The sequence below is a fragment of the Psychrobacter communis genome, assembly GCF_014836505.1.
Taxonomy (GTDB): Bacteria; Pseudomonadota; Gammaproteobacteria; order Pseudomonadales; family Moraxellaceae; genus Psychrobacter; species Psychrobacter faecalis.
This window is the reverse complement of record NZ_JACSQR010000040.1, coordinates 1-24,087: the sequence shown is the minus strand read 5'-3', so window position 1 is coordinate 24,087 and position 24,087 is coordinate 1. Positions and strand designations below refer to the sequence as shown.

Genomic DNA, 24,087 nt, shown 5'->3' with positions numbered 1-24,087 from the left:
ATCAGCAGAGTTAGGCTATACGAAATTCACCTCCACCCTAGCGTCGGGTGGAGTCCTCTTTCGTTAGATTGATAGATCGATCTCAAACTTTTTCGCCCACGTTAGGGTGATGTATAAGTAAATATCAGCCGTGGTTTTACTGCCTGTTAGATAATCAGTTTTACCGAGCTGCTCGTTGGGCAGTCTAAGCAAATGGGCGATTTTTTCTTTGGCCTTTTGTTTTAAGCTTTCTTGTGCTGCATCCCCTTCAACAAAGCCATCAGGGCCAAAGAGCGGGGCAAAGGCTTTATGCAGATCCGCATTCAAAAACCCTAGCCAATGCATCAGTTCACCTTTACCAGCTGGTGAGGTATCTGAACCAAATATATTGGCATCGGGATAGGCGGCATCGATATAGACTTGGGTGGCGATGTTTTGAGTAATGATAGTGTCGCCATCGACGATAGCTGGCACCGCGCCTTGCGGATTGATACGTAGATATTCTTCTGATTTAACCGAATCATGATTTAATAGCTTGAGCTCGTAATCTGCGCCCGTCCATTCGAGGGCGGTGTGCGGTACAACGGCGCAAGTTCCTGGTATGACATATAACTGCATAAATTACTCTTTTGAATTTGTTATGGCGTTCAATCCAGTCTAAACAGCCGATCTGGCCAAGTCAGTTATGTTATGTGAAGTTAGTTTTAGGAGATGTAGCATTATCATACAAACTTTATCTTGCATGCGTCATCCTGCATGTTGCTCAATCCATTCCGCCACCGTTGGCCAGATCTCTTTGGCAGCCGTACGACTGTTTAAAATGCGGCTATGGGTATAATCATCCAAGTCACCATGACTTCGCGCGTATTCACGAAAAACGTTAGCAGAGTTTTTGTTGAGCGAGCGATTAAAGTCGTTAAAAAGTGACAGGCAACCTCGAGTTGGCGAGATGAATTTATCACCCTTGGCGCTGATAGCATAAATGGGTACGGTAATATTCGGCATATACTGCCGATAATCAAAAATCGCACTTTCAGGAGTATTTTGCTGGCGAGTGTGGCTATCAAAAGTACTTTTCTGAATACCATTCGCATTTATATCACTTTGTTTAATAAAACTGCTGTGGAAGTTTTTATGCAAATTCCACTCATACCATTGATTCATGGTGTGATGGTTTTCATTGATGGGTCCCAGTTTGAGTTTTCTGGCGGGTATATAGCCAAATAGACGGGTAAACATCTTGGCGGCGACTATTTTAAAATAGTTCTTCAGATTGACGATGGCGCCGTACACTTGGCAAGCAAACATGCTGATGCTATTTATTTTATTGATATACTGCGGATTTTGAATGAGAAACATCGTTAAGCAAGCGCCGCCGCCACTATGGGTGACGCAGTGTAAATTGCTGAGCTTTAATTCGTTAAATAAATAATCAAAAGTGGCGGCAAAATCATAGGTGGCGACAGTTTCGAAATTGAATTGGTCTGTGGGGTTTGAGCTTGCGCCATGAGCGCGCCATTCCATGATATAGCAATGATGGCCAAGTCCAGCTAGGTATTCGGCGATTCTTAAGCAGGTTTTTTTGTCCGAAAAAGTACCATGGGTTAAGAAGATATTTTGACCTTTATGAGCATTAACGATAGATAATTGATGGCTTTTTTCATTATCAAAAACTTCCCAAATAGCGATTTGTACGGCATCTTTGGTGGTCACAGAATTTAGATTCTCAGTCAACATACTGCTCTCTCAAAATAGTTAAGATTCTGATATTTATTCTTTTAAAATTTTCATAAGCTCTTTAGTGCATTCTACGCCCGCTAGACTTGATAAGTCTGCACGCCGTCTTTATATACTATGAAGATAAAGGCAGCTTACTATAGGTAAGCCTTATTAAAAATAGCCATCGCTTAAAACCTCAGCGCTTAAAAATCGCTACTGCCAATTCACACTAGCCCAGTCGGAATTATGCGTTAAGTGCGCTATAATAGACACCATAAAGAGCCATAAAGAAGTTTTCATCACGGTCAAAGCATTAAAACGATAAGCCAAAATGATGGTGATTTCATTAGTCCCAACCTCACATAGACGACACAGTAGACGTGGACAATATAACGCTTGTGTCATAACACATAGGAAGCATTATGAGTGAACACAATCCAACTGATACTCAAGTAGACCCTACTGCCGATTACGAGTCAGCATTAGATACTGAGCAAACCGAAGCTAAAAGTAACATTACCATCACTGAAGCGGCGCAAGGGTATTTGGCAGATTTACTGGCGAAGCAAGATACCGATGGTATCGGCGTGCGTATTTTCGTCGAACATCCAGGTACACCGCGTGCCGAATGCTGTATGGCTTATAACCAGCCGGGCGAAGAAGACAGCGCTGATTTAAAACTGACTTATGACGATTTTTCGGCATTTATTGAAGCGGCGTCCGTGCCTTATTTAGAAGATGCGGTGATTGATTATAATAAAGACCGTTTTGGTGGGCAGTTGACGTTCCGTGCGCCAAACTCAAAAGTGCCAAAAGTTGGTGCCGATGCCAGTGTCGAAGAACGTATCAATTATGTCTTACAGTCGGAGATTAATCCAAGCTTGGCCGCTCACGGCGGTGATGTCCAGCTGCTTGAATTGGTTGAAGAAGAAGGCGTTGGTCTGACTGCTATACTGAAATTCGGTGGTGGTTGCCAAGGCTGTTCAGCGGTTGATATGACCTTACGTCAAGGTGTTGAAGTGCAGCTGAAACAACAAATTCCAGAGCTGACGCAAGTCATCGATGAAACCGACCATACACGTACAGAAAACGCTTATTATAAATAGAAAATGACAAGTCGTTATAAAAAATAGCGCCGATATCATCTAAGAATATGCTTATTAGTTTCTTTGTTTATAAAAATTGCTTATGAATATTTGTCATTAAGAGATAAAAAATTTGCTATTCTTTTAATAAAGAAGCTGGGTTATGATTAACTCAGCTTTTTTTATGACTTTTTGTTATAACTAATTTTGATAAAAAAATATGGGTTTAATAACCTATTAATACCCCTGTAAATATCCCATAAAATTTTAGGAGCACCTTATGAGTGACGGACAACCAGCCAAGCAGAATACTCAGCGCCTTGAAACCTTAGCCATTCACGCTGGCTATAGCGTCGAGCCAACCACCAAAGCGGTCGCCGTGCCTATTTATCATACCAGCTCGTATGCCTTTGATAATACCCAGCATGGCGCCGATTTATTTGATTTAAAAGTTGCTGGCAACATTTACACCCGTATCATGAATCCGACGACGGCGGTGTTAGAGGAGCGCGTTGCGGCACTTGAAGGCGGTATCGGGGCGTTAGCAGTTGCCTCAGGTATGGCGGCTATCACTTATGCGATTCAAACCATTTGTGAAGCAGGTGATAATATCGTCGCCGTATCGACCTTATATGGCGGCACTTATAATTTATTTGCCCATGCTTTGCCGCGTCAAGGTATCGAAGTCCGTTTTTTTGACCATAAAAACCCTGAAGCGATTCGTGATTTAATTGATGATAAAACCAAAATGGTCTTTGCAGAAAGTATCGGTAATCCACTAGGTAATATCGTCGATATCCAAGCTCTGAGTGACATCGCCCATGAATATGGCGTGCCAGTGGTGATTGATAGTACGGTTGCGACGCCAGCGCTGTGCCGTCCATTTGAGTTTGGCGCTGATATCGTCATTCATTCATTGACCAAATATATGAGCGGTACTGGTACTTCGATTGGTGGCGCGATTGTTGATAGCGGAACTTTCCCTTGGGGCGATTATCCTGAGCGCTTCCCATTATTAAACACCCCAGATGAAAGCTATCACGGCGTAAACTTTGTCAAAGACGTCGGCGCAGCGGCATTTATTGCCCGTGCTCGTGTCGCGCCACTGCGTAATACCGGCGCGGCAATCAGCCCGCTCAATGCCTTCGGTATCATGCAAGGTATGGAGACGTTAAGTTTACGTATGGAGCGTCATGTCCAAAACGCCCAAGCAGTTGCTGAATATCTACGCGACCATGACAAAGTCGCCTGGGTAAAATATGCTGGTTTGCCAGACCATCCTGAGCATGAGCTTGCTAAAAAATATATGAAAGGCACGCCATCCGCTATTTTAACCTTTGGAGTAAAAGGTGGCCTCGAAGCAGGCGCGCGCTTTATTGATGCGCTGCAACTGATTAAGCGCTTGGTCAATATCGGTGATGCTAAGTCGCTCGCTTGTCATCCAGCGACCACGACCCATCGTCAGCTTAACGAGCAAGAGCTGGAGAACGCGGGTGTTAGTGCGGATATGGTGCGTCTGTCAATTGGGATTGAGCACATTGAAGATATCAAAGCTGATTTAGAGCAAGCACTTGCCGCTGTTTAATTGAGCGATTATTTTGTTTTATAAATGAATACTAAAAAGCCCATATCCGATGACATGGGCTTTTGCTTATTAGATGCTAAAGTTTTGTAGGCAATCCTAAATAAAAGCGCGAAAATATTATAAAGTGCTACTGATACAAATTTTCCTTGCTTGCTGTGCGACTTCGTCGCTCCAGAGGCTGCGCAAAATTTATCCCAGCAGCACTATCTTTTATTAGGAGTAAACTAGAAACGCCATCTCAGACACTTAGATTTTAGCGCTTTAGTAATCAAATAATCCAGCCACTAAACTGTTAAAACGTGGCGCGAGATATCTTGATACTCTTGCGATGATAAACGTGGGCCGAATTGCTGAATCACTTGGGCGGCGATTTCGCTGGCAAGTCGTCCGCATTCTGGCAAGCTATAATGCTGTGATAAAGCATATAAAAAGGCCCCAGAATAGTTATCGCCGGCACCATTGGTATCAATAATATTAGTAACAACTGGCGTCGGAATCTCATAAATCTCAATATCAGACTCATCATTTGGCTTATGAGCGATAATAGCGCCATTGGGTCCATCGGTAACGACTGCTGTCTGACAATGCTCAAGTAAGGCACGCGCCGCCGACTTATGCTGTTTTTTATCGGTGAATAATTTTGCTTCTTCACTATTACAAAATATCACCGCGACTTTATTGCCAAGCATGTTGAGTAAGCCTTCTTTGGCAAACTTTACGACCGCAGGATCAGCAAAGCTGACGGCAATTTTGGCACCATGGATACCGGCTTGTTGGCGTAGTTTGGTCATCGCAGGCTGAATCCCTTCGGACATCGCCAAATAACCTTCTAAATATAACCAGCCAGCTTGCGTTAATGCTTCAAAATCGACGTTATCAGCGGTGATATCGCTTGAGGTACCAAGGAAAGTTTGCATGGTACGCTCACCATCTTCGGTCACTGCTACCACACATGAGCCCGTCACACCGCCTGCATGAATCGACTGCGGGGAGGTGGCGACGCCCGCTTCGTGCAAGTCTTTTAGGTAAAACTCGCCTTGCTTGTCATCGCCGACGCGGCAAGCATAAAAAGGTTTGCCGCCCAAACTTGCAAAGGCATACATTGCATTGGCCGCTGAGCCGCCGCCCGCTTGTTTTGATGGCTTAATCTCTGCCAATTTAAAATATGCCAATAACTGCTGCTGCTCTTCGATTCCTGCTAGCGTCATATTGCCTTTGGTCAGGTCAGTTTCTTCTAGCGCTGCATCTGACAGCAGATATTCGTGGTCAACCAAGGCATTACCTATCGCCATCACATCGTACATACTGTTTTTCTCCTCAATGAATTTATCAGTTTTTAACCTATATTTTTAGCTGAAAATTATTCTGCTTGCAGTTCAAGTAGGCGTTGATAAAGTGCGTTTTTCTTAACGCCTGTAATATCAGCTGCCAAGGCGGCGGCTTTTTTAACCGATAAGTCCTCTAATAAACGCTGCAATAATTTATCGTGAATACTGATATCATCATCATCCTGCGCCATATTTACCCCAGCGACGACCACGACGATTTCACCGCGTCGCTGATTGTCATCGGCTTTGACAAATTCGACCAATTCGCCAAGCGTGCTTTTATGCACGGTTTCAAAGGTTTTGGTCAATTCACGGCAAAACGTCACTTCACGCTCTGCCCCAAATATAGCCGCCATATCTTCTAAGCTAGCGACAATACGATGCGGCGCTTCATAAAATATCAAAGTTTCGGTACGTGAATGGAGAGCCGTTAAGTGTTTTTGGCGCCCGTGGGTTTTGGACGCTAAAAAACCAATAAAGCTAAAGCGGTCTGATGGCAATCCTGCAACCGATAGCGCGGCAATGGCAGCAGAGGCACCAATAATAGGGGAGACGCGAACGCCAGCGGCATGGGCGGCTTGCACCAATTGATAACCGGGATCGCTAATCAGCGGCGTACCAGCATCACTAATCAGCGCAACCGAATGACCTTGCTGAATCATCTCAATGATTTTGGGCGTTTGAATGGCACTATTGTGTTCATGATACGCCCAAAGCTTATGATGACCTTTTTGTTTGGCAGCGCCATCAGACTCGTTTTCGGCGTCATGTCTATTATAATAAGCCGTTCCTTCTTCGCTATCTTCAACCTTATTAGCTTTGGTATTAATGCCAAAATGTGATAACAGTTTGCCTGAGGTGCGGGTGTCTTCACAGGCAATGATGGCAACTTGCTTTAAAACATCGATTGCGTGCGGTGTCATGTCGCTTAAATTACCAATCGGCGTGGCAACGATATAAAGACAAGCTGGCATCGCGGTAGGGCTAGACATGAAAACCTCGGAGTATTAAGAAATTATCTTAAGAAAGAACATTAAAAACGCATATGAAAAGCGATTATGAAAACGCGAAAGTGGTTAGTTTAGCATGATGTGCTATGATAATTCTCAAATGTTCCGCTGATCGATAGCCATGATAATAAAAGCCCGTGATGGTAAATAACAAACCTCTAACCCTGACTTCGCCGACCCAGCGTCAAGGCAGCCGTTTTGAGCAGCAGGCGTGTGCGTTTTTACAAGCGCAAGGCTTGATATTGATTGCGCAAAATTGGCAACAACCAAAAGTGGGTGAGCTCGATCTAATTATGCTAGAAAAAGGGCAGGCATGGTCGATACTGGTATTTATTGAAGTGAGGCAGCGGCAGCGTTCAGGATTTGGTGATGCGGCGCTTAGCGTGACGAAAAGTAAGCAGTATAAAATTATCAAAGCAGCCCGCTATTTTTTGCAGCAGCATCCTGAATATAATGATTATGAGTGCCGGTTTGATGTGATAGCTTATGATACCAATACTAAAAATAACAGCAGGGACGTTAAAGAAACGACGTCAAAAAACACTCAACCAGAATGGCTGCAAGGGGCTTTTATTGCCTCGGCTTGGTAATAGGTTTTTTTAGCGTGAGTATTTTAAAAAATTAAGCCCGATAACTCAGCTAAAAAAGTAAAATAAATAAGCGTATCAAGTTACCGTTACCAAAAGCCTAAACGCCTCGGGTAAATATTCAGTAAAGTAGCGCCATTAAAAAGTCATTAACTACATAAAGCTATCACCATTATTATCAAGCGTCACACTATTAGTTACCAGCTACTCACCAGTTAATCACTACATCATGTTCTAAGAGGTAAATCATGACACGGATGCATTTGTGCACTGCTATTTTTGGTTCATCACGCCGTAAGGCGATTGGCGTTATGCTATTGACCAGCATCGTCGCCACAGGTTGTACCACCAACTATCTGACCAATAGCACAGAAGGAACGTATGGCGTACCGATGACCGAGCGCACCATTCCGCAGCGCCTGCTCGACCGCAGTATCGAGCATACCGTCAAGATTAACGTCTATGGTCTGCAAGAAAATTTGCAGCAAATCAGCCGTATGAGCATTGATAGTTTTAATAGTGAGGTGCTACTCACCGGTGAGGTGCCAACGCAAGAAATTAAGACAGAAATTGAAAAAGTGGTTGGCTCTATGCCAGATGTTCGTCATGTTTATAATGAGCTTAATGTGAGCGCCTCAAGGGGCTATAGCTCAACCGTTCACGATGGTTATATTACCTCCAAACTACTGGCAAAAATAGCCTCTAGTAACGGTGTGAAAGCCTCGCAAATAAAGGCGGTCACCAATGATGGCGTGGTTTATATTATGGGTCGCATGACGCCGACGCAGCAAAGCCACCTGATTGATATTGCCAATAATACTGTCGGCATTACAGAGCTGGTGCTGCTGACCACCGTCGTTGACGATAGAGGGGTGAAGATAGGCGAGGACGATATCATGTATGAAGAGAATTTGGCCAATCCTACCAAAGGGCCAGCGTTCAATAGTCGGGCAGTACCTGAGGTTACAAGTGCGGTAGAGCCACCAGCCATCAATGCTACTCCGATTATCGTCGACGAGAATGGCGCGCCCGTTAATTAGCTGTCATTAAGTTGCCATTATCAAGTTGCTATGTTTACCTTTATCAAAAGTCTTGTCTCGCTAATAAACACAAGAAACCTAAACACTCATAACAGGAACAGAACGATAAACCCCCAGTCTGCCAGTAAGATATAAAACGTAAAAAGTAGAAGTGTGGCTTTAGCCAAAAACGCGCTAATTAAAATAATAAAACATGAAAAAGCCGTGACTCTACTATTGAGTTTTAATCAACTATGACCCAACGACAAGCTTATAATAGGAATACTGGCGATGAAGGATTTAAGTAAAGCAACCGTACAGCCTGCACCAAGAAAAAATCGCCTACCTAAACCTATCAGCGTAGGTGTGACAGCAGCATTGGCTGTCGGCGGTATTGCGCTCGCGACTCAGCAAGCACAAGCACAAGCACAAGCATTATCGGCACTGGCTGTTGTGAATAGTATCACCTTAAATGGCGGCGTTGGTGTCAGTAAAAATATCTTGTATGGCGACAAACCTTTGCAGGATTTAGATATTTATTATCCCAAACCTTTAGCAAAAGCCATGCAGTCAAAAAAAGCGACTGCTGATAACGCTATTAACGACAGCTATCCGATGGTGGTTTTCGTCCATGGCGGCTCGTGGGAAAGCGGCAGTAAAGATGAATACGCCTTTGTTGGTCAGAGTTTGGCACAAGCAGGCTATGTCACGGCAGTGATTAATTATCGTAAAGCACCTGAGCACGTTTATCCTGATTACGTGCAAGATGCCGCGCAGGCTATCGCTTGGAGTTATAAGAATGCCGAAAGTTTACATGCTGACCCCAAGCGCTTGGCGGTGATAGGGCATTCTGCTGGCGCATTTAACGCGGTTGCTGCCGTCGCTAATGAAGATTTTTTAGCGCCGTATGGGGTAAAACCAAACGATATTAGCGCTGTGATTGGCATCGCAGGGCCTTATAGTTATGACTTTCGTAAATTCAGTAGTGCCAGCGCTTTTGGGGCAAACGCCACGCCCGATAACATCATGCCAGACCGTAATATTAAAGGCGCACAGCCGCCCTATTTATTATTGACTGCTGAAAAAGACAAAGTCGTCCATATAAGCAATACTGTTAAAATGACACAGGCGTTAAAAGCGGCGGGCGTTAAGGTTGAAACAGGCGAAATCGCTGGCGCCAGTCATGCCACCAGTATTGGGGCGATGGCGCCACCTTTACGCTGGGTCAATAATGTACGTGCGCAAGTGCTCAGCTATTTGGATAAAACGCTGTAATAGTTAACGCTGCAATAGTTAAAGGCAGTTGTAGAAGACAGTACTGTAAGATGGTCAAACTCTTGTTATAATGGCTAACTTTATATCCACCTATTAAACCTTTAAGGCAGAATATTCTATGAGCATGAACGCTGACGATTTGATTGCATTTTTACAAACTCACTTTCCTGATGCTTTTATTCAAGCTGCCAATCAAGGTACTAAGTTTGATGTACGGGTAGTTGATGCCAGTTTTGAAGGTAAGCGCGCAGTACAACGCCAGCAGTCCGTTTACGCATTGGTCAATGACAAAATTGCCAGCGGTGATATTCATGCGCTCAATATTCAAGCGTTAACGCCTGCCGAATGGGAAGTTCAATCGCAAGGCTAAGCTTTTTTTATGACTAGAATTTGTCGCACCGGCAATGGATATTGCTGGTTTTATCATTTCTGGTTTTTCATATTTTTTATATTTATCGCTAGGTTGTCACCTTTATGGATCAATTTTTAATCACCGGTAGCAGTCGTATCGCAGGGGAAGTCACTATCTCAGGCGCCAAAAATGCCGCTCTGCCGTTACTCGCTGCTATGATTTTGGCCGAGACCCCAACGACATTGCGCAACGTGCCATCGTTACAAGATGTGCGCACCTTGATTGAATTGATCGCTGGCATGGGCATTGATATTCAAAAGCAGGGTGACACTGTCGTTTGCGATACCAAGAATATCGATAATTTCTATGCGCCGTATGATTTGGTCAAAACCATGCGCGCCTCGATTTTGGTTTTAGGTCCTTTGCTGGCGCGTTTTGGCGAAGCCGAAGTGTCTTTACCGGGCGGCTGTGCTATCGGCTCACGTCCTGTCGACCAGCATCTAAAAGCCTTTGAAGCCATGGGTGCTGAGATAAGCGTCGAAAATGGCTATGTCAAAGCGCAAGCGCCAAAAGGCGGCAAGCTTATCGGTTGTAATTTTTCATTTGATATGGTGACGGTTGGCGGTACGGAAAACGTTCTTATGGCCGCGGCATTGGCAAAAGGCACGACCGTACTCGGTAACTGTGCGCTTGAACCAGAAGTGGTCGATTTGGCCAATATGCTGGTAGCGATGGGTGCTAAAATCAGCGGTATTGGTACGGCAACCATGACCATCGAAGGCGTTGAGCGCTTGCATGGCTGTGAATATTCAGTCGTACCCGATCGTATCGAAACCGGCTCCTATCTTGCCGGTGCTTTGATGACGCGCGGTGATGTGCTGACCAAAAACACTTCGGCACTTTTATTGGCGCCTGTGTTAGAAAAATTTGAAGACATGGGAGCGATTATCACTACAGGCGATGATTGGATTCGCGCGCAAATGCAAGGTCGCCCACTACCAGTCAATATTCGTACCCAGCCACATCCAGGTTTTCCAACCGATATGCAAGCGCAGGTCATGGCGATTGCCTGCCTCGCTGACGGTACCAGCACCTTTATCGAAAATATCTTTGAAAATCGCTATATGCATGTGCCAGAACTCAACCGCTTGGGCGCCTCCATTCAAGTAGACGGTCATACAGCTGTGGTTAAAGGCGTCGAGCATTTTACTGCGGCCCCAGTGATGGCAACAGATTTGCGCGCGTCGATGTCACTGGTCATGGCGGCGGCTTCTGCTGAAGGCGAGAGCTTGATTGATCGTATTTACCATATTGATCGTGGCTATGAGCACGTCGAAGAAAAACTGCGCGCGCTTGGGGTCAATATCGAGCGTATTAATACTAATGACTAAATTGATTCACTAACCATTGTTATTAGTATGGACATATAACAAATTAATAATGCCTGTTAACTAAGGCAGCTAACTGTACACGGACACGAGTCATTATGACTGAAGCAAGTAACAGCTTACCAAATGATGGTTTATTAAATGAAGTAAATGAGGCGTTTTCAGGTTTGACACTGGCGCTATCAAAGGGTCGTATCTTAGAAGAGACGATGCCTTTACTGCGCGCTGCTGGTGTTGAATTGTTAGAAGACCCTGAAGCGTCGCGCAAGCTTATTTTCCCAACTTCTAACCCAAATGTACGCGTATTAATTTTACGCGCCAGTGACGTACCAACCTATGTTGAACACGGCGCTGCTGATTTTGGCGTGGCGGGTAAAGACGTGCTGCTTGAGCATGGCGCCAATCACGTTTATGAATTGCTCGATTTACAGATTGCCCAGTGTAAGCTGATGACAGCGGGCGTGAAAGGTGCGCCGCTGCCAAATCGTCGTCTGCGTATCGCGACCAAATACGTCAATGTTGCCCGCGCTTACTTTGCCAGCCAAGGACAGCAAGTTGATGTGATTAAGCTGTATGGTTCGATGGAGCTTGCGCCATTGGTTGGTCTGGGCGATTTGATTGTTGACGTCGTCGATACCGGCAATACGCTGCGCGCCAATGGACTGGAAGCGCGCGACCATATTTGTGATGTGTCGTCACGCCTTATCGTCAATCAAGTCAGCTACAAACGTAAATTTGCTCTGCTTGAGCCGATTTTAGACAGTTTTAAAAATAGTATTGCTAGCGCTTCTTAAATGAGCGTTTATTTAATTTTGATAAAACACTGTTATTAAACGCTAGCAATCATTGATAATATCAAGCATGACTATACAAAAATTTAAACCAGTTTGGCGCTCTAGGATAGACATAGCGTGCTAAACTGGTTTTATTGTATTTGCTTGCTAGAAAATAAAAGCTCAGTATAATCTGAGTGAGATAACTAAGAATAAGTACAAATAAGCGGAAATAAGCAGACAGACCAAACTATTTTTATTTGCTCTTTTATCCAAACTATTTTTTTATAGCCGACTTTTATGCTCACCTATAGGATTCAGTCATGCGCCAACTAAGTACCCAAGATGCTGATTTTGACAGTCAATTGACCCAGCTTCTCGCTTTTGAAACCGTCAACGATGTTGAATTATTAAAAACCGTTGACGATATCATTGCAAAGGTACGTCGTGGTGGCGACAGTGTGGTATTGGCGTTGACTCAAGAGTTTGATCAGCATCCAGCGAAGGCGATACAAGAGTTAGAGCTGTCTAAACAAGCGCTTGCTGACGCGTTTGCCAATCTTGATGATGAGGTAAAAAAGGCGTTAATGACAGCAGCGACACGCGTGCAAACATTCCATGAGCGCCAAGTGCAAGAAACTTGGCAATATGAAGATGAGCTTGGCAATCGTTTAGGTCAAAAAGTCACACCGCTTGATCGTGTCGGTATTTATGTGCCCGGCGGTTTGGCCTCTTATCCATCTTCGGTATTGATGAATGCGATTCCTGCTAAAGTGGCTGGCGTTGCCGAGGTAATCATGGTGGTGCCAGCGCCAAAGGGCGTGCTCAATCCATTAGTGTTGGCAGCGGCGCATTTGGCAAAAGTTGACCGCGTCTTTACCATTGGCGGAGCACAAGCGGTTGCTGCCTTAGCTTATGGTACCGAGACCATACCAGCCGTAGATAAAATCACAGGTCCTGGTAACAAATATGTCGCTGCAGCGAAGCGAGCAGTATTTGGTCAAGTTGGGATTGATATGATTGCCGGTCCTTCTGAAGTATTGGTCTATGCAGAAGGAGAGGCACAAGATCGAGCCGATTGGTTGGCGATGGATTTGTTATCGCAAGCGGAGCATGACTGTATTGCCCAAGCTATCTTTGTCACGACAAGTAGAGAGCAGTTAGAAGAAGTAGCAGAGGAAATTGAAAAAGCCTTAGCAGAATTGCCAAAAGCCGATATCGCCCGTGATTCACTAAAAAACCGCGGCGCGCTGATTTTGGTCAAAGACCGCGCGGAAGGTATGGCGGTGATTAATCGCGTTGCCCCTGAGCATTTAGAGCTGTCTGTAGATAATCCTGATGCACTGCTAAATGAGGTTCGTCATGCGGGCGCTATCTTTATGGGTCGTCATACACCTGAAGCGATTGGCGATTACTGTGCCGGTCCCAACCATGTGTTGCCGACCTCTGGTACCGCGCGCTTTTCTTCTCCGCTCGGTGTTTATGACTTCCAAAAGAAATCCTCGATTATTTATTGTAGTGAGGCGGGTAGTAAACCACTGGCTGCGACGGCGGATATTTTAGCGCAGCGCGAGGACTTAGAAGCCCATGCGCGCTCAGCCCGCTATCGCTACCAAAAAGATAGTTAATAATCCAGTTAGGTAGTTGAGTTTTAATAAGCTAATTTTAATATTTACGTTTAATCATTTATGTGGCTAATGAGTAGGATAACTTATGAGTGAGTTAAAGATAGACACCAGACTTTGGTCATCTAAAGCGCGAAATCTGTCACCTTACGTCCCTGGCGAGCAGCCTCAGCATGAAAATTTGTGCAAATTAAATACCAATGAAAACCCATTTCCGCCGTCACCAAAAGTCGGCGAGGCCATCGCAAAAGTCTTAGCGCAGCAAGCCGATGAGCTGCGTTTATATCCTGCGCCTGAATCGGATGATTTGCGTGCCGCATTAGCAGAGTTATATAACCTTGATATCAATCAAGTGTTTGTCGGTAATGGCTCAGATGAAGTATTGGCATTGGTATTTGCCAGCTTTTTCTTAAAAGAGCGCCCTATTTTAGCGCCTGATATTAGCTATAGTTTTTATCCGGTTTACGCTCATACCTTTGGTATTGAGTTGGTACAAATCGCCCTAGAAGCCGATTTTAGTATCAGCCCTGATGCTTATCGTCAGCCTTGTAGCGGTATCATTATTGCTAACCCAAATGCGCCAACGGGCATGCTGTTATCGCTTGCTGATATTCGTAAACTTGCTGGCGAGCATTCAAACTCAGTGGTTGTGATTGACGAAGCTTATATCGATTTTGCGCAGAAACAAGAAAATGATTCAGATGCAGAAGTGTCGGCGATTAGTCTAATCAATGACTGCGATAACATCCTTGTCACGCAAACTTTTTCAAAATCACGCTCGCTTGCCGGTTTACGGGTCGGTATGGCGTTTGGTAATGCCTCGTTAATCGAAGCACTGACGCGTATGAAAAATAGCTTTAATAGCTATCCGCTCGATAAGTTGGCGCAAGCAGGAGCAACCGCAAGTGTCTTAGATGTCGAATATTTTACCCTGACCTGTCAGCAAGTCATTGATTTACGCCAAGCGCTCAGCGCTGATCTTATAGCGCTCGATTATGAGGTGTTACCATCGCACGCCAACTTTGTCTTTGCGCGTCCAAAAAACGGCGATGCCAAAGGTGTGGCAGCTGATTTACGCGAGCAAGGTATCATTGTGCGTCATTTTGATAAACCGCGCATCAATGAGTACTTGCGTATCACCGTTGGTACGGCAGCGCAGAATCAGCGTTTGATTGAGGCCTTAAAATCGCTACAAACAGAGGCTGAAAGCGTTACTGAGTGATGTTGCTGAGTAATACCTTGTTTAAGATTTACACCTTAATAATATGAAGCCAAAATAACAAGTTATATAAATAAAAGAGCCTGCTAACGTTATGTTAAGCAGGCTTTTTATTGGTTCTTAATTTACCTTTTAAATAAAGCTTAAGTTTATTGCTTTATATTGTTTTGAGCTAAAACGCCTAATAAGTTGCCAACTTTATCCAAACATTCTTGATATTCAGCATTGCAATCAGAAGCAACCGTGATACCACCGCCTGCCCATAGGCTGACATGTCTTTCTTGTTCTAACTTATCATTCGATAAGGTATCGGCTTGCAAAGTACGAATTAATACATTCCATTGACCGCTACCATCAAAGTTCATATAGCCCAGGGTGCCGCAATACGCACCGCGCGCGGCACCTTCTACCTCTGAGATGATTTCAACGGCGCGTTTTTTTGGCGTTCCTGTGATGGAACCGGCGGGCAAACTGCCAAACAATACTTTGAGCGGATGACTATCTGTCTTTAGCTCAGCGGTAATGGTGCTGACCATATGATGTACATTGCTAAAGCTTTCAATCGCAAATAATTGCGGCACTTTGACGCTACCGAACTTGGCATATTTACCCAAATCATTGCGCAATAAATCAACAATCATGACATTTTCGGCACGATCTTTTTCGCTATCGATAAGCTGCTGTTTATAAGCGTTGTCTTGTACAGTATTTAACCCACGCGGCATCGTCCCTTTAATAGGCTTGGTACATATATGGTGCTTACCACTATTATTGTCTTTGATAAAGGTAAAAAACAGTTCAGGCGAGCAGCTTAACAATTCAAATTGATAATCTTGCGTATCAACGCTTATTTCACTATCAAAATCATTAACCGCTAAATACCCTGCAAACGGCGCTTGGGTATTACGATGCAAGGCAGGTAAGTAATCAATCAGTTTTACTCCGCTACCATTAGTACTGAGAGTATTAAAAGCGCCTTGCCATTTTTGGGTGAGATTGATTTGATAGCAGTCACCTTGTTGTAGATAGGTTTGCGTTTTATCAAAGGCTTGCTGATAATCTCGCTTACTCCATTGTGCTTTTAATAATAAAGGCGTGGTTTTATAGGACGTTTCAAGTGCTGGTTTTTCTAAAGCTTGGTTAGATAATTCCTTATCCAATATATCTAAATATGAGATAAGCGTTTTAACCAGTACGCCTTTGTGTTCGTCATCAGTATCAGTGACGCTGTCTTTTATAGTGAGCTGCCAGCTCGTTTGCTCAACATTTGGCGTTAGATAAATATCATAATGTCCTAAAGCGGCACAAGGCTGCGCTGCTAGCTCTATTCGCGCGTTTGGGCTAAGCTCATAAGCGGCAATATCATAACCAATAAAGCCTATCAAGCCATGCTGATAACTTGGCTGCTGCTCGATTTCTGTAGTCGAGGAGCAATTGTTATCACAAGTATCATCTATGTCATAAGCTTGACTATAAGCAATTAAATCCTCTTGCCAGTCGCTATAACTCATATAGGCGCTAGTAATCGCTTGATCGTTTTTATCATGGCTATCTAAACCACCACGGTAAGTTCTTATAACTTTATAAATAGGCGCTGGCTTATTAGAGTTTGCTGCATCATTAGAAAGAGGATAAACCGACCAGCTCATTTTTGGTAATACACCAATTATGGGTCGGCCATCGTTATTCAGCCAAACCAGTTGCCAGTTTGCGTTAGGATTTTGTACATATAAGTAACGCTGTAGATGGGGCATTAATTCGGCAGCAGTTAGCCCACCAAAACGCCAGCTAGGTTGAGTAGCTGGCGATGGGACAGATGCTGTCTGCTCAGTTTTAACAGGCGGTGCTAGAGGCATAGTTAAGCATCAAACTTTTTAATAATAAGAGTGGCGTTAGTACCACCAAAGCCAAAGCTATTGCTCATAAGCGTTTTAAGCGCAACGTCACGCTTTTCAGTGACAATATCAAAGCCTTTGGCAGCAGGGTCCAATTCGGTAATATTGATACTTGGGGCAATAAAGCCTTCTTGTAGCATCAGTAAGCAATAAATCAATTCTTGCGCGCCGACGGCACCCAAGCTATGACCGGTCATTGATTTGGTTGAGCTGATAGCAGGGACTTGACTGACATCATCACCAAACACTTTGGCAATAGCTTTAAGCTCAGTCACATCTCCTAGCGGCGTACTGGTGCCGTGGCTATTGATGTAGTCAACGCTCTCTAAACCTGCTTCGGCAAGGGCAAGCTGCATACAGCGAACAGCGCCTTCACCACTTGGAGCGACCATTTCAGCACCATCGGAGCTTGCGCCATAACCGACGATTTCGGCTAATATATTGGCACCGCGCGCTTGGGCGTGCTCAAGACTTTCAACCACCACCATCGCGCCGCCTGCGGCAATCACAAAGCCATCGCGGTCTTTATCGTAGGCTCTAGAAGCAAGGGCTGGCGTGTCATTATACTGCGTACTAACCGCACCCATCGCATCAAACATACACGACTGCGTCCAATGCTCCGCTTCACTACCGCCCGCAAGTATGACATCGGCTTTGCCTAGCTGGATAAGCTCGGCGGCATGACCAATACAATGCGTCGATGTTGCGCACGCAGAGCTCAATGAATAAGAAATCCCTTGGATTTTTAACCCTGTTGCCAGTGCCGCTGATACCGAGCTGCCCATGGTTTTTGGTACTGCCATCGCACCGACACCGCGCAAACCTTTTTCACGCATTGCATCGACGGCATTGACGATGTTTTCAGTTGACGCACCGCCCGAGCTTGCGACCACACCCACGCGCGGGTTATTGTTAATAGTCTCAAGGGGCAAGCCTGATTGCTCAATGGCGTTTAACGCGCTGACATAAGCATAAAGGCTGGCATCACTAAAAAAACGCTTCAATTTACGGTCAATGCCCGAGGTATTAAGTTCTGCTTGATCAATACTACCGCTAACCTGTGATTTAAAGTTGTGCTCAGCATACGATTCATTGAACGTAATACCTGAGCGCCCTTGTTTAAGAGCATCGGTGACAGTCGCCAAATCATGTCCGATACAAGAGACAATCCCTGCTCCAGTGATAACAACGCGGCGCATATTCTATTCCTTATGAGTAACGATTTTTTGATAATGACCTTTAACAATCGCTTTTAAATGCTTATTTGACAGTCATTTTAGTGCGCAAAACCTACAATAGGCTGCTTAAATGCTGTTCGATAAATAAAAGTACAACTGTACTTTGAGTGATGGCATATAATAACGTATCAACGGTTTAAAATCTTGGCGTAAGTGTAAAATAACGCCAAAATGGTCTTTATTTTTAAATGAACTTATTATCAAAGCAGATAAAGTTTTTGGCCGTGTTAAAGCAGCAATGGCAGTAGAATTTCCGTTAACATAGTAAAAATTATTTTCAGCTAAGACGCATTTAATATATGCTGACGCCATGTATGGTTTAAGATAAGCGATACTTTTTGATACAAAATTGACGATAGTGATAACATTGTTGGCACTGACATTTATTGTAAGCGTTGGCTAAAATAGCAGTCAATTTGCGAAGTTCTGTTAAATAGCTCTTATAAATAATATTAATAACAAACACTCATCACATTAAGGATATAAAGATGGCAAAGCCTAGCACACTATTTAAAGGCATCAGCAGCGTTGGTTCTTTTACTCGTGGTAATTTGGAACGTATGGGCGCAATGATTGATAGCGTCAATGCCAAAAGCGGCAAACCGCGCCAATTTAAAGCAGTAAATCTCGGCGATGAAGACTATCAGCAGGATTTGTTTCGCGAGCAAACCTTAAAAGCCACCCAACAGTTACTGGGTACGCGCTTTGCTACTTATGGCAAGTATGCCAAGAAAATAGTGCCAAACAGCTTGTTTGATTCGACGGTCGATGGCGCTTTTGCGCAGATTGCTAAGCTTGCCTCCAATTGGAGTCAGATTGACCTGCCAAATCAGCATCGCTTCGCCAATATTGCAAACTTAGATAATGAGCAGCGTTATGCTCTAGCAACGGATATCGCCAATCAAAACCGCGCTTTGGCGACATTGGGCGGCTTAACAGGATTAGCAGGCCTACCAGGCTTACTTGCTGATACCTTGTGGTTGTTACTTGTCTCATTACGTACCGTTTATCAGCTAGGCGCTATTTATAATAAGCCATTGACTGGTAAGCAAGGCGTCAAAATGGCTTATGAATTACTGGCAAGTGCCGATTTGAGCAAAATGCAAGAAAAGCAGGCTTTATTAGCTGGTATTGGTATTGGTAAAGGCTTGCTTGATAATGCGCAAAGCAATGGTTTGCATAATGAGCTTAAAAACCTTGGTCTGAAAAATAAAAACGTCAATTTTTATGCCGAACAAGTAGATAATATTGCCAGCCAAATTGGCATTAACTTAGATAACATCAACTTATCATGGGTACGCCGCTTTTTACCAGCCACTGCCGTCATCGTTGGTATGCGTTACAACAGTCAGCTGATTGATGAGGTGATCGGCGTGGCACAAGCGACATTTGCACCAGAAGCCAAACTTGCTAACCGCGCCATTACTGACGATAGCAGTAGCGAAGCGCAGGTGAATAAAAGTACCGACAGTAAGAATGAAGAACAAAGCCCTAAATCTGACAATGCAAAAAAAGACACAGATAAGGCTGACGACAATAAGACCAAAGCTGAAAACAACAAATCTAAGACTGACGACGATAAATCTAAAGCTGACCAAACAGAAAGCGAAATAAAAGCTACCTCAGAGCCTGTGTCAAAAACCACTGATGAAGAGTCAGTAGATGAAAACTACAAAAAAGCTCAGGCAAGTAAAAAAGATTAACGTTTTAGTCTATAGCGGTTTAACTATAATTTACTGTATGAAGGCAGAAGCTGATATAAATCGGCTTATGCCTTTTTTATAAATATGACTTTTTTATGAAGGTATCTTAAGGCTAAAAAAGTATCTAAAATTCAAATTTTGCCTTGAAAAATAAACAACCAACTCCATTAATAGGAAACATCGATTTTACCATCTTGCAATGAAACAATTGCTCATCTTAAAATCTGTTGCTTACCGTTAAGTCTGCTACAATCTTTGCTCATGCACATCTATCGAATGTTGTAAAGGACAACCGCTCATAAGTGGTTGAAATAGCAGCAACAACTCTTTATAATACACTGTCCTAAAAATGGGTGTGCCAAAATCTGTCGTTGATGTCAGATTGCTGGTGCATTAGCCCATTTTTTTGTTTTATACCAAACGGGAGAAGGATGCCTTATGGCAACAACTAACCAATTGATTCGTAAAGGTCGCAAAACCATCAAGGAAAAGTCAAAAGTTCCTGCGTTGGAAGCGTGCCCACAACGCCGTGGTGTATGTACTCGCGTATATACTACTACCCCTAAAAAACCTAACTCAGCCATGCGTAAAGTATGTCGTGTACGTTTGACTTCAGGCTATGAAGTATCAAGCTACATCGGTGGTGAAGGTCATAACCTACAAGAGCACAGTGTTGTTCTTATCCGTGGTGGTCGTGTGAAAGATCTACCAGGTGTACGTTATCACACCGTCCGCGGTGCACTTGACTGCGCAGGCGTAAAAGACCGTAAGCAAGGTCGTTCTAAATATGGTGCGAAGAAGCCTAAGGTTTAATAGCTAATTGCTATTAAATAAGCTGATTTGTATCACCCATTAACTGTGCATGGGACTGGTGTTAGCTGTATTTTTAAGTTATTAATTGACACTATAACATACCGCCATGCAGTAAGGCTGACTGACAACTCGATATAACGCCATCCAATATGTAATTGGTGCGAGGTTGTGAATGTCAGACACTCCTGAAGAAAAGGATTATTATTATGCCAAGACGTCGCGTCGTTGCTGCCCGTGAGATCCTACCGGATCCTAAGTTTGGTAGCCAAACTGTTGCAAAATTCATCAACCATGTCATGAGTCATGGTAAAAAATCTACTGCTGAGCGTATCGTTTATGGTGCTCTTGAGACAGTAGGCCAGAAGCGCAACATCGAAGATCCAGTCGCTTTCTTTGAAGAAGTTTTAGAAAATGTCCGCCCAATGGTCGAAGTAAAAGCTCGCCGTGTTGGTGGTGCAACTTATCAAGTACCAATGGAAGTACGTCCCTCCCGTCGTACTGCCTTGGCTATGCGTTGGTTAGCTGAAGCTGCTGCTAAGCGTTCTGAAAAATCAATGGCTTTGCGTCTTGCAGGCGAATTGAATGATGCTGCTGACGGTAAAGGTAATGCTATGAAAAAGCGTGACGAAGTTCACCGCATGGCAGATGCTAACAAAGCATTCTCTCATTACCGCTTCTAAGCTGGTTTTATTTTTAAAACTGGTTTAAATGCTTAGGATTAACGGTTTCGATCAGTTAATCCTGATATTGTTGATTTATTCTATTGATTGCCGCCATCATTATTGGGTTGTTTAATTTTTCCTCAAAAGCTGAGAATGTATTAAACAATGTAGATGGCGGACATCTGTCAAGATGCTGTTTTGTAAGGGATGCTTTTCTATAAAGCCTGCAAAAAATATGCACCGCTTAAAAGAAGTCTCCTAAATTTGATGCCGCACTATTCTTAATATTTGCTCTTTTTTTGTCCGTATTTGGCCCAATAAACAGTAAGTAATATAGCAAAGTTCATGGTCTCATGGCTTTGTCATAGAGTATGAGGTAGAGACACAACACATTAATATATACACGAATTTCCCTAGGAAAACACTATGGCTCGTAAAACTCCCCTAAAGCGCTATCGCAATATTGGTATCTCAGCGCACATTGATGCTGGTAAGACGACCACTACTGAGCGTGTTTTGTTCTATACCGGTGTTAGCCACAAGCTTGGCGAAACCCATGATGGTGCAGCTACCATGGACTTTATGGAGCAAGAACAAGAGCGCGGTATTACCATTGCTTCTGCGGCGACGACTTGTTTTTGGTCAGGTATGGCAAAGCAGTTCCCTGAACACCGTATCAACATCATTGACACCCCAGGTCACGTTGACTTCACGATTGAAGTTGAGCGTTCTATGCGTGTTCTTGATGGCGCTTGTATGGTTTATTGCGCGGTAGGCGGGGTTCAGCCACAGTCTGAAACCGTATGGCGTCAAGCAAACAAATATAAAGTACCACGCTTAGCGTTCATTAACAAAATGGACCGTGTTGGTGCTGATTTCTACCGTGTGGTAGAACAAATCAAAACTCGTCTAGGCGGCAAGCCAGTACCGTTGGTTATTCCAATTGGTAAAGAAGATGACTTTGAAGGCGTTGTGGATCTTGTGACCATGAAAGCTATCTATTGGGACGAAGCGTCTCAAGGGATGAAGTACGAAGAGCGCGAAATCCCAACTGAACTACAAGAAAAAGCGGAAGAGTACCGTGAGTATCTAGTAGAAAACGCTGCTGAAGCCTCAGAAGAACTCATGAATGAGTATCTTGAAAATGGCGAATTGACGGTAGAGCAGATCAACGACGCTATTCGTCAATTGACCATCGACAACGAAATCATTCCACTTCTTTGTGGTACTGCCTTTAAAAACAAAGGTGTACAAAAGATGTTGGACGCCGTTATTCAGTATCTACCTGCGCCAATGGACGTACCTGCTATCCGCGGTATCCTTGACGACAAAGACGAAACTGAAGGTACGCGTGAAGCCTCTGATGACGCGCCGTTCGCAGCCCTAGCGTTCAAAATCATGAACGATAAGTTCGTTGGTAACTTAACCTTCGTTCGTGTGTATTCAGGTGTTCTAAAACAAGGTAGTAGCGTTTATAACCCTGTTAAAATGAAGCGCGAGCGTGTTGGCCGTATCGTTCAGATGATGGCAGATGCTCAGGTAGAGCTACAAGAAATCAGCACGGGTGATATTGCAGCCTTAGTTGGTATGAAAGACGTCACTACTGGTGATACGCTATGTGACGAAAACAACGTCATTACGCTAGAGCGTATGGAATTCCCAGATCCAGTTATCTCTCTAGCGGTTGAACCTAAGACCAAAGCTGACCAAGAAAAAATGTCTATCGCTTTGGGCCGTTTGGCAAAAGAAGATCCATCATTCCGCGTCCATACTGACGAAGAATCTGGTCAGACCATCATCAGTGGTATGGGTGAGCTGCATCTAGAGATTCTTGTTGACCGTATGAAGCGTGAGTTTAACGTTGAAGCAAACATCGGTGCGCCGCAGGTTGCTTATCGTGAAACCATCCGTAACGTAGTTGAGCAAGAAGGTAAATTCGTACGTCAGACTGGTGGTCGTGGTAAATTCGGTCACGTTTGGTTACGTCTTGAGCCTATGGATCCAGCGGGCGATGTTCTATATGAATTCGCTGAAGAAGTGGTTGGTGGTACAGTACCAAAAGAATTCCACGGTGCAGTCGACAAAGGTATCCAAGAGCGCATGAAAAACGGCGTACTTGCAGGTTACCCAGTTGTTGGCGTTAAAGCGACCTTGTATGATGGTTCTTACCATGATGTTGACTCGGATGAGTTATCATTTAAAATGGCTGGTTCTATTGCATTCCGTAAAGGCTTCATGGCAGCTAACCCAACCCTACTTGAACCAGTAATGAAAGTAGAAGTTGAAACGCCTGAAGACTATATGGGCGATATCATGGGCGATTTAAACCGTCGCCGTGGTATGGTTCAAGGTATGGAAGATTTACCTGGTGGCACTAAGCAGATTCGTGCAGAAGTACCATTAGCAGAAATGTTTGGTTATGCTACGCAAATGCGTTCAATGTCGCAAGGCCGTGCAACCTATTCAATGGAATTCCAAAAGTACGCTGAGATTCCAAAATCAGTTGCAGAATCTATCATCTCTAAATTCAACTCTAAAGATGAAGACGAGTAAATATTACATATTAATAGGACAATATTGAGTTCATTTCTCTATTGTCCGTAGAGATTGCGCCAATAATTGGTTAAAAGACTTGTTATTGGTCGCGATTTTCTTATAATATCTGCACATTGTATGTGCAACCTTTTAACAATTATCTTAATGTGGTCGGTATCCCTTAACTTGCGCATGTTTAGCAGTTAACTACTTGACCCCAAATAAAGAGGAAATACCCATGGCAAAGGCCAAGTTTGAACGCAGCAAGCCACACGTCAACGTCGGTACCATCGGACA

At 43.9% G+C, this 24,087-nt stretch carries 20 protein-coding genes; 14 read left to right on the top strand and 6 right to left on the bottom strand.

The features are described from left to right. Positions 1–63: 63 nt before the first annotated feature. Both H9653_RS11085 and H9653_RS11080 read right to left on the bottom strand, forming a co-directional pair. On the bottom strand, positions 64–597 hold the full coding sequence (locus tag H9653_RS11085; RefSeq protein ID WP_191692413.1) for a glutathione S-transferase family protein: 534 nt from the start codon (positions 595–597) through the stop codon (positions 64–66). Between the two features lie 129 nt (positions 598–726). Then, positions 727–1,716, bottom strand: a complete 990-nt coding sequence (locus H9653_RS11080) for an alpha/beta fold hydrolase (RefSeq protein ID WP_191692412.1) — start codon at positions 1,714–1,716, stop codon at positions 727–729. A 404-nt stretch (positions 1,717–2,120) separates the two neighbouring features. Between H9653_RS11080 and nfuA the strand changes: the two genes are divergently transcribed. Together nfuA and H9653_RS11070 are read left to right on the top strand one after the other, a co-directional pair. After that, complete coding sequence (gene nfuA / locus H9653_RS11075) at positions 2,121–2,804, top strand: Fe-S biogenesis protein NfuA (protein ID WP_068405139.1); 684 nt, start codon at positions 2,121–2,123, stop codon at positions 2,802–2,804. A gap of 259 nt (positions 2,805–3,063) precedes the next feature. Then, positions 3,064–4,368, top strand: coding sequence for an O-acetylhomoserine aminocarboxypropyltransferase/cysteine synthase family protein (locus tag H9653_RS11070; RefSeq protein WP_191692411.1), 1,305 nt, complete (start codon positions 3,064–3,066; stop codon positions 4,366–4,368). A gap of 284 nt (positions 4,369–4,652) precedes the next feature. Here H9653_RS11070 and H9653_RS11065 read toward each other — a convergent pair whose 3' ends face one another. Together H9653_RS11065 and rsmI are read right to left on the bottom strand one after the other, a co-directional pair. Next, on the bottom strand, positions 4,653–5,672 hold the full coding sequence (locus H9653_RS11065; RefSeq protein WP_191692410.1) for an adenosine kinase: 1,020 nt from the start codon (positions 5,670–5,672) through the stop codon (positions 4,653–4,655). A 56-nt stretch (positions 5,673–5,728) separates the two neighbouring features. Then, positions 5,729–6,688 carry a 16S rRNA (cytidine(1402)-2'-O)-methyltransferase gene (gene rsmI / locus H9653_RS11060; RefSeq protein ID WP_191692409.1) on the bottom strand — a complete coding sequence of 320 codons (960 nt, stop codon included), beginning with the start codon at positions 6,686–6,688 and terminating at the stop codon, positions 5,729–5,731. A gap of 158 nt (positions 6,689–6,846) precedes the next feature. Between rsmI and H9653_RS11055 the strand changes: the two genes are divergently transcribed. From H9653_RS11055 to hisC, 8 genes are all read left to right on the top strand, one after another. After that, complete coding sequence (locus H9653_RS11055) at positions 6,847–7,296, top strand: YraN family protein (RefSeq protein WP_191692408.1); 450 nt, start codon at positions 6,847–6,849, stop codon at positions 7,294–7,296. Between the two features lie 245 nt (positions 7,297–7,541). Then, positions 7,542–8,333, top strand: coding sequence for a BON domain-containing protein (locus H9653_RS11050; protein ID WP_191692407.1), 792 nt, complete (start codon positions 7,542–7,544; stop codon positions 8,331–8,333). A gap of 270 nt (positions 8,334–8,603) precedes the next feature. Further along, positions 8,604–9,587 (top strand): alpha/beta hydrolase, encoded by a 984-nt coding sequence (locus tag H9653_RS11045; protein ID WP_191692406.1) that lies wholly within the window; start codon positions 8,604–8,606, stop codon positions 9,585–9,587. 118 nt (positions 9,588–9,705) lie between these two features. Then, on the top strand, positions 9,706–9,957 hold the full coding sequence (locus H9653_RS11040) for a BolA family protein (protein WP_082894293.1): 252 nt from the start codon (positions 9,706–9,708) through the stop codon (positions 9,955–9,957). A 104-nt stretch (positions 9,958–10,061) separates the two neighbouring features. Further along, on the top strand, positions 10,062–11,330 hold the full coding sequence (murA, locus tag H9653_RS11035) for a UDP-N-acetylglucosamine 1-carboxyvinyltransferase (RefSeq protein ID WP_191692405.1): 1,269 nt from the start codon (positions 10,062–10,064) through the stop codon (positions 11,328–11,330). Positions 11,331–11,425: 95 nt separating this feature from the next. Then, the gene (gene hisG, locus H9653_RS11030) at positions 11,426–12,121 is read left to right on the top strand and encodes an ATP phosphoribosyltransferase (RefSeq protein WP_102077686.1); all 696 of its coding nucleotides are present in this window, start codon (positions 11,426–11,428) and stop codon (positions 12,119–12,121) included. 302 nt (positions 12,122–12,423) lie between these two features. Continuing rightward, a complete protein-coding gene (hisD, locus tag H9653_RS11025; protein ID WP_191692404.1) occupies positions 12,424–13,728 on the top strand; it encodes a histidinol dehydrogenase in 1,305 nt (434 codons plus the stop codon). 85 nt (positions 13,729–13,813) lie between these two features. Beyond that, positions 13,814–14,947: a histidinol-phosphate transaminase gene (gene hisC, locus H9653_RS11020; protein ID WP_191692403.1), complete on the top strand. Its 1,134-nt coding sequence runs from the start codon at positions 13,814–13,816 to the stop codon at positions 14,945–14,947. A gap of 146 nt (positions 14,948–15,093) precedes the next feature. On the opposite strand, the gene H9653_RS11015 is transcribed toward hisC, so the two are convergent. Beyond that, entirely contained in the window at positions 15,094–16,800 is a 1,707-nt protein-coding gene (locus H9653_RS11015; protein WP_191692402.1) for an anthranilate synthase component I family protein, read from the bottom strand. A 2-nt stretch (positions 16,801–16,802) separates the two neighbouring features. Then, on the bottom strand, positions 16,803–18,038 hold the full coding sequence (locus tag H9653_RS11010) for a beta-ketoacyl-ACP synthase II (protein ID WP_191692401.1): 1,236 nt from the start codon (positions 18,036–18,038) through the stop codon (positions 16,803–16,805). Between the two features lie 527 nt (positions 18,039–18,565). Here H9653_RS11010 and H9653_RS11005 point away from each other — a divergent pair. The 4 genes from H9653_RS11005 to fusA all read left to right on the top strand — a co-directional run bounded on the left by H9653_RS11005 (position 18,566) and on the right by fusA (position 23,808). Continuing rightward, positions 18,566–19,780 carry an EcsC family protein gene (locus H9653_RS11005; RefSeq protein ID WP_191692400.1) on the top strand — a complete coding sequence of 405 codons (1,215 nt, stop codon included), beginning with the start codon at positions 18,566–18,568 and terminating at the stop codon, positions 19,778–19,780. Positions 19,781–20,218: 438 nt separating this feature from the next. Then, positions 20,219–20,593 carry a 30S ribosomal protein S12 gene (gene rpsL, locus H9653_RS11000; RefSeq protein WP_011281154.1) on the top strand — a complete coding sequence of 125 codons (375 nt, stop codon included), beginning with the start codon at positions 20,219–20,221 and terminating at the stop codon, positions 20,591–20,593. A gap of 206 nt (positions 20,594–20,799) precedes the next feature. After that, complete coding sequence (rpsG, locus tag H9653_RS10995) at positions 20,800–21,273, top strand: 30S ribosomal protein S7 (RefSeq protein WP_068405119.1); 474 nt, start codon at positions 20,800–20,802, stop codon at positions 21,271–21,273. A gap of 408 nt (positions 21,274–21,681) precedes the next feature. Then, entirely contained in the window at positions 21,682–23,808 is a 2,127-nt protein-coding gene (gene fusA / locus H9653_RS10990; RefSeq protein WP_191692399.1) for an elongation factor G, read from the top strand. Positions 23,809–24,087 lie beyond the last annotated feature (279 nt).